Genomic DNA, 14913 nt, shown 5'->3' with positions numbered 1-14913 from the left:
AAGTTAAATCACTTACTTTAATTTATAAACCAACATTAATCCTGCTCGATAAGGTATTAATTCGCCACTTTTATTGTAATCTTTTGCTAGATCATAACGTTCGCCTGTGCTTAAAATATAACCTTTGTAAAAACCTTGATTATAGCCGCCACCAGCAAAAACCTCTAAATTCAATTTAGACGAAACCTCAAATTGATAACCTAATGTTACGCCATATAAAACACTATATCCTTTTTGATAATAATTAGTGTTAATATAGTTCCATTTTTGAAATTCGTAGGAAGCTCCACCAATGTGCGTTCCAACAAAAAAACCTTTGGTTGCCTCTTTAGGATAATATCTAACTTCTGGAATTAAAATAAATAACTTAAACGGAGCGTTATTTATTGATTTCCAAAGTGAAGCTGTGGCATCTACTTGAAAAGTAAATTTTTTAGATAAATTTGTTTCTAAACCAATGTTTGGTATTCCTATTAAAGCTGTTACAGTATTAAACTTTAAACTAGTTTGCGAATACATCACACTAAATAAGAAAAAAGAGGCTACTAAAAACAAAGATTTCGCATTCATTGTCAACTATCTAGGTGAATATTCTTTAACTGCTTCGATAAAAGCTTTAGCATGATCTACTGGAATATTTGGTAAAATTCCATGCCCAAGATTTACGATGTAATTGTCTTTTCCGAATTCATCTATCATTTCGTGCACCATTTTTTTGATGGTTGGAATTGGAGATAATAATCTTGATGGATCGAAATTTCCTTGTAATGTGATTTTTCCGCCTGTTAAATAACGAGCATTTCTTGCCGAACAAGTCCAATCTACACCAAGTGCTGATGCTTTAGATTGTGCCATTTCATTAAGAGCAAACCAACATCCTTTTCCGAAAACAATTACTTTGGTATCTTCTGAAAGTGCTTCAACGATTTGGTTGATGTATTTCCATGAAAATTCTTGATAATCTACTGGCGATAACATTCCGCCCCAAGAATCGAAAATCTGAACTGCATTTACACCCGATTTTACTTTTTCTTTCAAATATAGAATCGTTGTATCAGTAATTTTTTGCAATAATGTATGAGCAGCAACTGGATTTGAGAAACAAAATCCTTTAGCCGTATCGAAACTTTTTGATCCTTTTCCTTCAACGCAGTAGCAAAAAATTGTCCAAGGTGAACCTGCAAAACCAATTAATGGAACCTCATCGTTCAACATTTCTTTGGTTAATTTGATAGCATCAAAAACATAACCTAAAGTTTCATTAACATCTGGTACAATTACTTGGTTAACTTGTTCCATTGTGCGAATTGGATTTGGAATAATTGGTCCCAAATTGTCTTTCAACTCCACGTGAATTCCCATTGCTCTTGGAACTACCAAAATATCTGAAAATAAAATTGCAGCATCTGGTTTTACAATTCTAATAGGTTGCACTGTGATTTCTGCTGCTAATTCTGGAGTTTCACAACGTGTGAAGAAATCGTATTTGTCACGCAAAGCTCTGAATTCTGGTAAATATCTTCCTGCTTGACGCATCATCCAAACTGGCGGACGTTCTACGGTTTCATTGTTTAATGCTCTTAAAAATAGGTCGTTCTTGATCATTTTTTTATATTTTTTTACCACTAGGCACTATGGCACAAAGTTTAATTATTATAATATTCTACTACTTCTGCAATCACATTTTCTACCGATGGTTTGTCTGCAATTACTATGGTTTTTACTTTTTTATTTTCTAAAGCTTCTGCAGTGGTTTCGCCAATGCAAAAACAAGTTTCGTCTTTTATGGTGTTCATTTTAAAATAACTTTCTACTGCTGATGGACTAAAAAATAAAATCCCGTCTAGTTTTTTTGTTATTTTTTTTGATGTTATTTTGGTTTCGTATACTTCTATTTCGTTGAAAGTAATCTCGTTTTCTTTTAATGTATTTGGTAATACATCACGGCGTAAATTTCCACTGAAAAAAGTGAATGATTCTTCTGAATAAATCAAGGATATTATTTCGGCCAAATCTGCTGCGTAACCTGTGTAAGCAACAACATTAAATCCGTTTTCGGTTAATAAATCTTTGGTTTTCATTCCGATAGAAAAAACATCTTTGCTTTTTAAATCTTCACATTTTGGATGTTGTAAAATACTTTGAACGGCGTTTTGGCTTGTAAAAATTAGGTTGTTATTTACTTTAGATAATTCAAAATTCTTGATAGTAGTTTCGATAAAATCTTCTTCAAGAACTGTAAAGTTGGCGTCTACTAACTGTTGCTTTTGATTTGGCAAAAGCTTTTTGGTGGATAGTATGTTGATTTGTTTTGTCATTGTTTAATATAAAAAACGGTATCAATAAAATATAAAATACCATCTTGTGTTAGTACATTTTCATCATGTAAATCTTCAAGAATTATTCCTAATTCAGAATGATAATAATCGTGATTTCTAGTGTTTTCAAAACCGTTAGCAATCATAAATTCTTTAACTTTACTTAAATCTGTTGGTTGATTTGCTTTTACAAAAGGCTGTTCAACTAAAGCAAATAGAATTTCATCAACAAGACAAAAACCAACTAGTGTGTATGAAGTTTCAGGAAAAAAATAATTATTTAGCAATAAATTTGTGAAATAATCATGCCAAGAGGAATAGTAAATTGAGTCGTTAAGTTTATATACTGTTTTTTCATTTTTTATATAAACTTTTTGTTCTGCACCTTCAGAAATAAATAAATCAAAATTTACTTTATCATCGGTCCAAAGATTATTCTGATTACAATATTCTATTATGCTCTTTGTTTCTTCTTGTTTGTAGTACTTATCGTTTTTAACCATTGAGCTTGCTGTTTGGCTTGCTCTAAGGTAACTGGCAATTGTTTGGATAAGAGTTCTTTCGCTAGTTCCGCTCTCTCCTTGAATGATATTTTGTAGTTCATCTTTTACGATTTTTATATCCATACAAATATAATGCTTTTTTTACAAATTGAATTTATCATAAATAAACACACTATTTCTTTAATTGTTTCTTTATTTCCGCCATCAATTCACTTCCGCCATTGTTTAAAATTTCTTGAGCAGCATTGAATCCTAGTTTTTTCCATTCAGAAATATCTACATTTTTATCGATTTCTAGTTTTTGTTGCCCGTCAATGGATAACAAAACGCCTTTAAAATTGATAGTGTCTTCCTTTTCATTATAGGTTGCGATTGCTCCAATTGGCGCAGTACATCCGCCTTCGAGTGTTTTTAGAAATTGTCTTTCTATGTAAGTACAAATTTCGGTTTCGATGTGATTGAGTTGTGACAATGCATCTAACGTAAATTCGTCTTCTGCCATTGCAACAACAAGCATCGCACCTTGTGCTGGTGCAGGAATCATCCAATCGAGATTGATGTAGTTGTCTGGTTTTAAGTTTATTCGTTCTAAACCTGCGGCTGCAAAAACGGCTCCACTCCAATCATTATCCTGTAGTTTTTGCATTCTTGTGTTTACATTTCCGCGTAAATCGACCACTTTATGGTTTGGATATTTGTTCCACCACATGGCTTGACGTCTCAAACTTCCGGTGGCAATTGTAGCTTCTGTTTCTAGAAAATCAGTGTTTCCTTTGTGAACTAAAATATCTAAAGTATTGGCTCTTTCCAAAACGGCAGCTTGCACAATTCCAATAGGCAAAGCAGTTGGCACATCTTTCATGGAATGCACTGCAATGTCAACTTGACCATTTATCATGGCAATATCTAAAGTTTTTGTGAAAATTCCGGTAATTCCGAGTTCGTAAAGAGGTTTATCTAGAAGGATGTCACCTTGTGATTTTACGGCTATAATTTCGGTTTTGTAACCTAAATCGTTTAATTGTTTTTGAACCGTGTGTGCTTGCCAAAGTGCTAATTCACTATCACGAGTTCCAATACGTATTGTTTTTTCCATTTCTTTTTTGCCACAAAGACGCTAAGTCTCGAAGGTTATTATTGTTTTGAAGCAAAAGATTTTAAAAAAATGATTTCTCTTGTTCTAACTGAAATACTTTTTCAATCCATTCAATTCCTTCATCCATCGATTCGCCATCTTTTAAATGGTTTACAAAGTGATTGGTAATTTTTTGAATGATTCTGTTGCTTATTAATTCGGCTTGTTGTTCGTCAAAATTAGATAATTTTTTGCGTTGAAAATTCAATTCGCCGTCTTTAATAGAATTTAATTTTTCTTTTAACGCTTGAATTGTTGGTGCGAACTTTCTGTTTTTTGTCCAAGCCGAAAATTCTTCTTTTATATCTTCAATAATAGCTTCGGCAGCAGGAATATGCAACTTACGATTTTCTAAAGTTTCGTCGGTCATTTGAGACAAATGATCTAGGTGAATCAATGTTACACCTTCTACTTCTTTTACATTTTCGTGAACATTTTTCGGAATTGATAAATCTAAAATCAATAAAGGTTTTTTCAGATTTAAAATGGCTTTATCAATAGTAGGATTTTGTGCTCCAGTTGCAACAACTACAACGTCTGCTTTTTGAAGTTCGAGTTGTAAATCGGCGTAATCTTTAACAATTAAATCCAATTTTTGAGCTAGTTTTTCTGCTTTATCTTTAGTACGATTTATTAAAGTAATATGATCGTGTTTAGTGTGTTTTACAAGATTCTCACAAGTATTTCTACCTATTTTTCCTGTTCCGAAAAGTAAAATGTTTTTATTAGAAATATCTGCTACATTTTTTATGATGTATTGAACTGATGCAAATGAAACCGAAGTTGCTCCAGAAGATATATCGGTATCGGTTTTAATTTTTTTGCTTGCTTGAATAACCGAATTCACTAATCTTTCAAGGAAAGAATTTACCATTCCGTTAGATTTACTTTCGTTAAAAGCCGTTTTAATCTGACTTATAATTTCAAAATCTCCAAGGATTTGACTGTCTAAACCAGTTCCAACACGAAACATGTGATTGATTGCTTCTTGATTTTTGTAGATATAGGCAACTTCTTGAAATTCTTCAACGCTACCTTTACTGTTTTCACAAAGTAATTTTATTAGTTGATATGGATGTTGCGCAAAACCATAGATTTCGGTTCTATTGCAAGTTGATGTCACTATAAGTGCTTCAATTCCTTCGGCTTCGGCTTGTATTAACAAAGTTGCCTTTGCTTGGTTGTCTAAACTAAATTTACCTCTAATTGCTGCGTCTGCTTTTTTGTAACTTAAACCTAATGCGTAAAAAGAAGTGTGTTTCGACATATTAAAATTTTCCATATTCTACTTTTCTAAAAAGTTCAACAAAATTATTACTATACATTTCATAAAAACAACGCTAGAAGGACTTTTTGTATCGCTCTGAGAATTTTTAAACCAAATTCGACTTTTTAGCGTTATTTATTATAAATTTGTAGTGAAATCAAGTTCTAACAAATTTCTTATGTAGAATAATTCTAAATAAGAATGTAACAGAATTTCGAAAGTATATACGGAAAAACATCGCTATGGGTTCTCAAGAAGAAATAAAAATTGAAAATGATTTTATTTTAATTCGTTTTCAAAATGATGGAAATGAAAGTTTTCACGTAAAAAGACACGTAAATCAAGGGCTTATTCAATTTCATTTTGGCATTAAAGGAAAAGCAAAATTTGTCTTTAATGAGGGGAATTATGCCTTAGAATTGAAAGATGAAAAGTCATTATTATTCTACAATCCGCAAAAAGAATTGCCATTAAATTTAGAATTAGCTCCGAATTCTTGGATAATTTCTATGATAATTTCCATTCAGAAGTTTCATGGATTGTTTTCTAACGAAGCTGATCATATTCCGTTCTTAAGTGAAGAAAATAAAGATAAAAAATACTACAAAGAAGGCGATATTAGTCCGTCAATGGCAATTGTACTAAGTCAATTGTTCCATTATAACTTAAATCCTTCTATAAAAAATCTATACTATAAAGGTAAAGGATATGAATTATTGAGTTTGTATTTCAACCGTTCAGAAGATCCAAATGCTGAGCAATGTCCGTTTTTAATTGACGAAGATAATGTCATGAAGATTAAAAAAGCCAAAGAAATTATCATTGCAAATATGGCTGAACCACCAGGATTGGAAGAACTTTCGGAGCAAGTTGGACTGAGTTTGAAAAAACTAAAAATGGGTTTCAAACAAATTTATGGTGACACGGTGTACGGATTTCTATTTGATTATAAAATGGATTATGCCCGACAATTATTAGATTCTGGTTCGTATAATGTAAATGAAGTTGGACTAAAAATTGGTTATAGTACAGGAAGTCATTTTATTGCTGCCTTCAAGAAAAAATTTGCAACGACGCCAAAAAAATATTTGATGTCGATAAATACTAATGTGTAAAGTATGAAGAATTTATTTTTGTTGCTTTTTGTTTTCTTAACCAATTTATCATTTGCACAAGTTGAAGTTAAAGTTGACAATCGTATTGAAGCAGTTTCTATTTTTTATGCCATGGCAATTGGTAGAGATTCTTTAGATATAAAACCAACTCCATCAGTTTATTTAAAAGATTTTGATGCGTATTTTAAACCATACAAAAATCATAAATCTTTAAATTGGTATAGAAATTTAGATCAATGGGATGCGCCAAATGTTTCAACTATAGGGCTTTATTTAACAGAAAAATATCCATTTAAACTCAAATTTCCTTATCAAGGTGATTATATTAAAAGTTCAAAAATAGAGGATTTTATTGCTCATTTAAACTCATTTTATAAAGATTGTAACGTTTCGAAGTTCATCAAAAAACATCAAAAACTATATAAAGAAACAGCACTATTTGCTTTAGACACTATTAATAGAAGTGATGTTTTAAAAGAAACAAAAAAGTTCTTCAAGACAGAAACAAACGATAAATTTATAATTTACATTGATTTACTAAACAATCATACAAGTAATTCAATCGAGATTAAAGAATACAAGAACTGTAGGCAATTTAAACTTGCTTATCTTTCTTCTGAAAATCCAAATTCAGCAAATGAAGAAAGTATAAAATTTGTACCAGCTTTTAACGTAGTCATTCATGAATGTTCCCATTTATTTGTTTCAGATTTTATTTCTTCAAATTATAATCGCCTTAATAGCATTAAAAATAAATTCTTAACCAAACCAAATGGTAAAGTTCTACCTGAGAACAGATGGAAAGATGAATTAGACGAAATGTTAGTACGAGTTTGTGTTGCAAAAATATTAGGGAAAAAATATGGTATTGAAAGGGAAGAATATGAAATTGAAAATCAATCAAAAGGATATTTACATTTTAAAGATTTACATCAATTTATAACCGAAAAATTAGAGGGAAATCCAAATTATATTTCATTCAATGATTTTTATCCTGAGCTTATTTTGTTTTTGGAAAATTTAAAATAAACCCGAAAACATAACCCAATAAATTTCGTATATCAAACAATCGATAAAAAAAACATAAACATAAATGTAAAAAGTAAGAATAATTTACTTTTACAAAAAATTAAATTTTACTATGAAAGGTGTATTACTTGTAAATTTAGGTTCTCCAGAAAGTCCAACAGCCAAAGATGTTAAGCCGTATTTAGATGAATTTTTAATGGACAAATACGTAATTGACGTTCCGTTTTTATTGCGTGCATTATTAGTTCGAGGTATCATTTTACAAACGCGACCAAAAAAATCGGCAGAAGCTTATGCTCGAATTTGGACCAGCGAAGGTTCGCCTTTAATTGTACTTTCGAAAAAAATGCATCAAAAAGTTCAGAAATTGGTTGATATTCCTGTCGCTTTGGCAATGCGTTATGGAACGATGACCATTCAAAAAGGTTTGCAAGAGTTGAAAGACAAAGGCGTAACCGAAGTAATGTTGATGCCTTTATATCCACAACATGCTATGGCTTCTACAACTACAATTGTGGTTTTGGCAGAAGAATTGCGTCAGAAGTTTTTTCCTGAAATGACTTTTACCAATGTTCCAGCATTTTACAATAAACCCGATTATATTCAGGCATTAGCGAATTCAATCAAAAAACATTTGGAAGGATTTGATTACGATCATTTATTGTTTTCGTATCACGGAATTCCGAAACGTCATATCCGTAAAACCGATGTTACCAAATCACATTGTGCTATTGACGGTTCATGTTGTAATACGCCTTCGCCAGCACACGAATTTTGCTACCGTCATCAATGTTATGAAACAACAAAACAAGTTGTAAAATTATTAGGAATTCCAGAAGGAAAATACAGTCAAACGTTCCAATCTCGTTTAGCAGGTGATAAATGGTTAACACCATACACCGATGTTGAAATCAACAAAATGCCCGAACAAGGAATTAAGAAATTAGCCGTTGTAACTCCAGCGTTTGTTGCTGATTGTTTAGAAACGTTAGAAGAAATTGCCATGGAAGCCAACGAACAATTTTTACATCATGGTGGCGAAGAATTTATGGCGGTTCCATGTATGAATGACGAAGAGGAATGGTGTGGTGTTGTGGCGAACTGGATTGGGGATTTTAAGAGAAGTAATTAGTAAATAGTGATTAGTAAATAGCTTTTGATATGTACGAATACTTAAAATCACTACACTTAATTTTTGTAATCACTTGGTTTGCAGGTTTGTTTTACATTGTTCGGTTGTTTGTGTATCAAATAGAAGCCAATCAAAAACCTTCGCCCGAAAGAGAAATTTTACTGACTCAATACAAAATAATGACGTACCGTCTTTGGTTTATTATTACTTGGCCAAGTGCAGTTTTAGCTAGTATTTTTGCGTTTTGGATGTTGTTTTTCACCGATTTAGGAAAGGCTTGGCTGCAAATGCCATGGATGCACGTCAAACTTGGCTTTGTTTTTGTTCTCTATTTGTATCATTTGAAATGCCATCAAATTTATAAGCAATTGCAAAACGATAAATTCAACTATTCGTCTAATTTTATGCGACTTTGGAATGAAGGTGCCACAATTATTTTATTTGCAGTTGTTTTTTTAGTAATTTTAAAAAATGCTTTCAACTGGATTTATGGTGTAATTGGAATCTTTTTATTTTCAATTATAATCATGTTGGGATTTAAATTTTATAAACGATTACGAGAAAAGAAGTAATTAGTTATTAGTAAATAGTAATTAGCATCCTACTATTCACTAATCACTATTCACTAATCACTATCAAATGAACAACTTCAAAATGTCTATGCTTTCACTCCGAATTAGGATTTTCCTATCGATGATTGTATTGATATTAATTGCCTCGATTTTAATGGCGTCCATTTCGTTAATTCAGTTTAAAAACGAAGCCAAAAACTATCATCAAGAACGACTGGAACGAAAGGAAGACGCCGTAAAAGAACACATCAACTACATTTTATCAAATACTACTTATCCGTTAACAGAGAAAAATCTTCCGCTCATTTTTAAAGATAAAATTCATGAATTATCGGATATACATAAAATTGAAATCAACATTTACAGCTTAAACGGAATTCTTTTAAAATCTTCCAAAGCCACTTTTTCTGTCGATACCATTTCGCCTCCGGTTCCAAAATACATTATCAAATTAGTGCAATCGTCTATAGAAAAAAGATATGTTGACATTAAAAGTGTGGACGGAATTAAAAACCGTTCTTCCTTCAGTCAAATAAAAGACGACAAATTCAAACCACTCGGAATTTTAAATTTGCCTTACATTGAAGACGACAGTTTTTATGAAAATGAAATTCAAGAATTCTTAATTCGATTGAGTCAGGTTTACTTTTTTATGCTGATTATTGCCTTCGCTTTGGCCTATTTTCTATCTTCTTATATAACACAAACATTAAAAACTATTTCAGATAAAATCAACGAAACCAGTTTGAACCAAAAGAACGAAAAAATTCTCATTGAAGCCAACAGCAAGGAAATCAACTCTTTGATAAAAGCCTACAATGCCATGGTCGATAAACTGGAAGAAAGTGCAACGATGTTGGCACAAAGTGAACGTGAACAAGCTTGGCGCGAAATGGCCAAACAAGTAGCGCACGAAATTAAAAATCCACTAACACCAATGCGATTGACCGTTCAAAGTTTCGAAAGAAAATTCAATCCCGAAGATCCCGATTTGAAACAAAAACTAAACGATTATACTAAAACTTTAATTCAGCAAATAGATACCATGACTTCGGTTGCATCGGCGTTTTCTAATTTTGCTTCCATGCCAGCGCAACAAAACGAAACTCTGAATGTGGTTGAAGTTGTAGAGTTTTCGTTAGATATTTTTAACGAAGAATACATACAGTTCAAGAGTGATGAAAAAGAAATTATCACCATCATGGATCGAACGCAATTGATTCGAATTATTACCAATTTGGTGAAAAACGCGATTCAAGCGATTCCAGAAAATCAAGTTGAAAAGTCCATTTTAGTTGAAGTAAAACAAGTTAAAAATAACGTAAATATTACTGTAAAAGACAACGGAATTGGAATCGAACAGGAAAATATCGAACGCATATTCGAACCAAAATTCACCACCAAAAATAGCGGAATGGGTTTAGGCTTAGGAATTATCAAAAACATCATTGAAAATTACAAAGGAACTATTACATTTGAAACTGAATTTGGAAAAGGAACAACATTCACAGTTTCACTTCCTAAAATTGAAAAATAAAAATAATTAGAAGCGAATGGCTTGGGCATTTTAGCAATCCTTTTTCCTGCTTTCATCCCAAAATCCCGATAAAAATCGGGAGTTTTTCCTTTCAATCAGGGCTAAATAATAAACTTTATACAACAAAATATGAACTTCGAAAACATACTCGTTACTTCAGAAAACGGAATCGGACAAATTACAATCAATCGTCCATCAAAATTAAATGCGCTAAATGTTGCAACCATTCAAGAATTGCACACAGCTTTTGAAAATTTAGATGCCGATGCAGAAACCAAAGTTATCATTATCACTGGCGAAGGCGAAAAAGCATTTGTTGCTGGCGCAGATATTTCAGAATTTGCTCATTTCACTGTAGAAGAAGGCGCACAATTGGCACAACAAGGACAAGAATTATTGTTCGATTTTGTAGAAAACTTAAGAACTCCTGTAATTGCAGCCGTAAACGGATTTGCACTTGGCGGCGGATTAGAACTAGCAATGGCGTGTCATTTTAGAGTAGCTTCAGACAATGCTAAAATGGGTTTACCCGAAGTATCACTTGGAGTAATTCCAGGTTATGGAGGAACACAACGTTTACCACAGTTAGTAGGAAAAGGTCGCGCGATGGAGATGATTATGACTGCTGGAATGATTGATGCCGAAACTGCAAAAACCTACGGATTAGTAAACCATGTAGTACCACAAACCGAACTTTTAGAATTTGTAAAAGGCATAGCTTCTAAGATAATGCGTAATTCTCCAGTTGCAATTGGTCAAGCAATTAAAGCCGTAAACGCAAACTTTAAAGATGGAGTTGATGGCTACAAAACCGAAATAAAATCGTTTGGAAAATGTTTTGGAACCGAAGATTTTAAAGAAGGAACCACCGCATTTTTAGAAAAAAGAAAAGCCAGTTTTTCTGGAAAATAATCATACCAAACTAACCAACCCAAAACCAATTAATGAAAAAAATTATTCTATTCCTAACCCTAGGATTGTTCTCGTTTAATGCAAGTTCTCAAGAAATTCCAACAACACTCGTAAAAAGTGAAGTTTTTAAAGACGAGTACAAATACTCAAGTGTTGTTCTAGTCGAAGATGATGGAAAAGACGGAATTTTAATAGTAAGATCGTATCAAGGTGGCGTTTTTTCATCAGGTTCAGGATATTATTTTGAACATTATGATTCTAACATGAAACTCATTAAAGAATATGAATATGAAAGAGTTCAAAAAAAAGCGGATAAAAAAAGTGTAGGAACTATTCTTGGGATAATTCTTGACGGCGACAACATTAGATTGATTGATTATGCTTACAACAAAACGGATAAAGTTTTTATATGCAGCGCATTATCATCAAATATAAATGATTTTAATTTTACTTCTCAAGAATTATTTAGAGTGAATTCTGAAGAAATTCAAAGAGGACCAATAGTAAGTTTTATGGGAATTGGCAGCGGTGCAAGAAATTATGATGGCGATGCCGGAGCTAATATGATTATCAATGAGGATAGAACAGCATTTGCAATTACAATTGATATCAAAGATAAAACTGCAGAAACGCATAAATTATTTTTGTTTGATAAATCACTTAATAAAAAGATCGACCATACTTTTAAAAGAGAAATTAAAGACAGAAAATTTACATATGAAAATATAGATGTTTCTAAAGACGGAAACACACTTTATATTTTAGGCAAGGTTTACACCGACGAAAAAAAGAAGAAAAAAGAAGGCGGAAAATACCAATTTGAACTAACTCGAATTACAAAAGACAGCGAAAAAACTCAGGTTTTTGATACTGAAGAACATTTTTCTAGCTCATTAAAAACTATAATTTTTGAAGGTAGAATTACTTGCATCGGATTTTATTCTGACAGAAAAGATAATCGTTACAAAGGGATTAGTTATTTCGAATTAGACCCAACAACTTTGGCCATTAAAAAGTCCAAATTTAATCCGTTTACAGAACAGTTTATAATTGATAAATACGGAAAAGACAAAGATAAAGAATTGAAATTCTTGTCGTTTAGAAAAATTTTAATAACGCCAAGCAACGATATTGTTTTTAATGCTGAAGAGTTTTACATAACAACTACTTATATCTCAAACGGTATGAATGGTGGCGGACGTACTCAAACTATCTATCATTATGATGATATTGTAAGCGCAAAAATTAACGCATCTGGCGATATTGTTTGGGCTAGAAACATCAATAAACGTCAAGCTACAACTGGTGATGAATCGTACATTTCTTATACCTCAACATTAAAAGATAACGATACTTATTTCTTTATAAATACAGGTGAAAAAGTTAAGAAATTAAAAAATGACCGAATTCAATTTGGTCAAGCAAGCACAAAAAAATCAAATTTAAATGTAATTAGAATCAATCCTAATGGTGATTTTGATTACAAAGAAATTTTAGATGATAAAGACAACGAAGTTCCATTTATGGTTTCTGATGGTGCATTAACTGGAAATTCAGTAATTTTTATTGGCAGAAAAGGCAAGAAAAAACAGTTGCTAAAAATTACTTTATAAAACTAAGAAGAGAACCAAATTGGTTCTCTTTTTTATTTCTCTCCTTCCCATTCGGCATAAAACTGCGATAGAAAAAGTTCCATAAAACGATGTCTTTCTTCGGCAATTTTTCTTCCAGTTTGGGTATTCATTTTGTCTTTTAATAACAGTAATTTTTCGTAAAAATGATTTAGTGTTGGCGATTCACTATTTTTATATTCTTCTTTCGTCATAGAAAGATTGGGTGCAATATCTGGATTGTAAAGTGGTCGGTTTTTAAATCCGCCATAGTTAAATGTTCGAGCAATTCCAATGGCTCCAAGTGCATCGAGTCTGTCGGCATCTTGTACAATTTCTAATTCTTTTGAACTAAATTTCTTTTCAAAATTACCACCTTTAAACGAAATATTTTCGATGATGTTTACCACATGAACTATAATTTCTTCCGAAGCCTTTTGCGATTCAAGAAATTCACGAGCCACTTTTGGTCCAACCGACTCATCGCCATCATGAAACTTACTATCGGCAATGTCGTGAAGTAATGCTCCAAGTTTTACCACTTCTAAGTCACATTTTTCGCCATCGGCAATTAGCAATGCATTTTTATAAACGCGTTGCATGTGAAACCAATCGTGACCAGCTTCGGCATCTTTTAATTTTTCCTTTACAAAAAGAATGGTGTTGTCTATTAAATTACTCATCTTATTTTTATAAAAAATTCCAAATTCTTAGATTCCGAAACAAGTTCAGAATGACAAAGAAGTTGGAATTTTATGTATTGAGATTTTAAATTCTTTATTTAATCAAAGCCGGTTGAACCCATTTAAAAATATGATTTTCTTCTGGCAAAACCAATCGCTCTGAAATTCTCGCCATTCTACCCGGTAATTTCATTAAGTAATCACGCGCTTTTTCGGCTTCATCTGTTAGACTAGTGATTTTATCAATTTGCCATTTGTCAATTAATTTTTGCATAATATCTACATAATCATTAGCTGTGTAAACACCTAACTTTTGTGCAGAATTAGAAAATTGTTCGAAAGCTGTTCCAATTGACTGACCAGATTCTCTTAAAAAATGAGCAGGCATTGTAATTTTTTGCTTCATCATGTATTGAAAAGCAAGCATCATTTCGCTCGGATCTACTTTGAAAATTTGAGTTACAAATTCGCTATAAGCATGATGATGACGCATTTCATCGCCTGCAATCATTTTGCACACTTTAGAAAGCTTTTTATCACCATAATCTTTAGCCAATTGCGAAACTCTATTGTGAGAAATATAGGTTGCAAGTTCTTGAAAACTAGTGTAAACAAAGTTCTTATAAGGATCTTTACCAGTTCCAATATCAAAACCATCAGCAATTAAATGTTGCGTTGTAATTTCTACTTCACGCATGTTAACGCGACCCGATAAATACAAATATTTATTAAGCAAATCACCATGACGATTTTCTTCACTTGTCCATTGGCGCACCCATCTAGACCAACCGTTTCTTCCTTCATTGTCAACACCTTCTACCTCCATAAGCCATGACTCATAAGTAGGAAGTGCTTCTTCGGTAATAGTATCACCAACCATTGCTACCCAAAAATCATAAGGCAAATCTTTTGCAATTTCTTGTAATTCTTTTACTTCTTCAAAGAAGTTTTCACTTTGTGCATCTGGTAAAAAGTCTGACGGTTGCCAAATTGTTTCTACTGGTATTAAAAATTGATCGACAAAATCATCGACTTTGTTTTCTAAAAATTGCATCACTTCCAGACGCATGTTTTTTATTGACATTATAAAGTTTATTGTA

Annotated in this window: 15 protein-coding genes; 7 read left to right on the top strand and 8 right to left on the bottom strand. The window is 32.1% G+C overall.

Annotation, left to right across the window (positions count from 1 at the left end):
• Positions 1-12: 12 nt before the first annotated feature.
• From LG45_RS03995 to hemA, 6 genes are all read right to left on the bottom strand, one after another.
• Positions 13-570: a DUF3575 domain-containing protein gene (locus tag LG45_RS03995; protein WP_035125354.1), complete on the bottom strand. Its 558-nt coding sequence runs from the start codon at positions 568-570 to the stop codon at positions 13-15.
• A gap of 6 nt (positions 571-576) precedes the next feature.
• Complete coding sequence (gene hemE, locus LG45_RS03990; protein ID WP_035124643.1) at positions 577-1605, bottom strand: uroporphyrinogen decarboxylase; 1029 nt, start codon at positions 1603-1605, stop codon at positions 577-579.
• Positions 1606-1646: 41 nt separating this feature from the next.
• Positions 1647-2318 (bottom strand): uroporphyrinogen-III synthase, encoded by a 672-nt coding sequence (locus LG45_RS03985; RefSeq protein WP_035124640.1) that lies wholly within the window; start codon positions 2316-2318, stop codon positions 1647-1649.
• Entirely contained in the window at positions 2315-2944 is a 630-nt protein-coding gene (locus tag LG45_RS03980; RefSeq protein WP_035124638.1) for a putative polyvalent protein kinase domain-containing protein, read from the bottom strand. Before LG45_RS03980 ends, LG45_RS03985 begins: the two co-directional genes overlap by 4 nt.
• 49 nt (positions 2945-2993) lie before the next feature.
• On the bottom strand, positions 2994-3917 hold the full coding sequence (gene hemC / locus LG45_RS03975) for a hydroxymethylbilane synthase (protein ID WP_035124635.1): 924 nt from the start codon (positions 3915-3917) through the stop codon (positions 2994-2996).
• A 61-nt stretch (positions 3918-3978) separates the two neighbouring features.
• Positions 3979-5238, bottom strand: a complete 1260-nt coding sequence (hemA, locus tag LG45_RS03970) for a glutamyl-tRNA reductase (RefSeq protein WP_035124632.1) — start codon at positions 5236-5238, stop codon at positions 3979-3981.
• Positions 5239-5465: 227 nt separating this feature from the next.
• Here hemA and LG45_RS03965 point away from each other — a divergent pair, with 227 nt between their 5' ends.
• The 7 genes from LG45_RS03965 to LG45_RS03935 all read left to right on the top strand — a co-directional run bounded on the left by LG45_RS03965 (position 5466) and on the right by LG45_RS03935 (position 13133).
• Entirely contained in the window at positions 5466-6338 is an 873-nt protein-coding gene (locus tag LG45_RS03965) for a helix-turn-helix transcriptional regulator (protein ID WP_035124630.1), read from the top strand.
• A 3-nt stretch (positions 6339-6341) separates the two neighbouring features.
• On the top strand, positions 6342-7367 hold the full coding sequence (locus tag LG45_RS03960) for a DUF4932 domain-containing protein (protein ID WP_035124628.1): 1026 nt from the start codon (positions 6342-6344) through the stop codon (positions 7365-7367).
• Between the two features lie 112 nt (positions 7368-7479).
• Positions 7480-8499 carry a ferrochelatase gene (gene hemH / locus LG45_RS03955; protein ID WP_035124626.1) on the top strand — a complete coding sequence of 340 codons (1020 nt, stop codon included), beginning with the start codon at positions 7480-7482 and terminating at the stop codon, positions 8497-8499.
• 29 nt (positions 8500-8528) lie between these two features.
• Positions 8529-9071: a CopD family protein gene (locus tag LG45_RS03950; RefSeq protein ID WP_035124624.1), complete on the top strand. Its 543-nt coding sequence runs from the start codon at positions 8529-8531 to the stop codon at positions 9069-9071.
• 121 nt (positions 9072-9192) lie between these two features.
• Positions 9193-10608 carry a sensor histidine kinase gene (locus LG45_RS03945; protein ID WP_052087474.1) on the top strand — a complete coding sequence of 472 codons (1416 nt, stop codon included), beginning with the start codon at positions 9193-9195 and terminating at the stop codon, positions 10606-10608.
• 129 nt (positions 10609-10737) lie between these two features.
• A complete protein-coding gene (locus LG45_RS03940) occupies positions 10738-11520 on the top strand; it encodes an enoyl-CoA hydratase/isomerase family protein (protein WP_035124622.1) in 783 nt (260 codons plus the stop codon).
• 32 nt (positions 11521-11552) lie between these two features.
• Complete coding sequence (locus LG45_RS03935; RefSeq protein ID WP_035124619.1) at positions 11553-13133, top strand: hypothetical protein; 1581 nt, start codon at positions 11553-11555, stop codon at positions 13131-13133.
• Between the two features lie 32 nt (positions 13134-13165).
• On the opposite strand, the gene LG45_RS03930 is transcribed toward LG45_RS03935, so the two are convergent.
• Together LG45_RS03930 and LG45_RS03925 are read right to left on the bottom strand one after the other, a co-directional pair.
• Positions 13166-13813, bottom strand: coding sequence for an HD domain-containing protein (locus tag LG45_RS03930; protein ID WP_035124617.1), 648 nt, complete (start codon positions 13811-13813; stop codon positions 13166-13168).
• A gap of 94 nt (positions 13814-13907) precedes the next feature.
• The gene (locus tag LG45_RS03925) at positions 13908-14897 is read right to left on the bottom strand and encodes an acyl-ACP desaturase (protein ID WP_035124614.1); all 990 of its coding nucleotides are present in this window, start codon (positions 14895-14897) and stop codon (positions 13908-13910) included.
• Between the last annotated feature and the right edge of the window lie 16 nt (positions 14898-14913).

The sequence above is a fragment of the Flavobacterium aquatile LMG 4008 = ATCC 11947 genome, from assembly GCF_000757385.1.
Taxonomy (GTDB): Bacteria; Bacteroidota; Bacteroidia; order Flavobacteriales; family Flavobacteriaceae; genus Flavobacterium; species Flavobacterium aquatile.
This window is presented reverse-complemented; position numbering and strand designations above follow the sequence as displayed.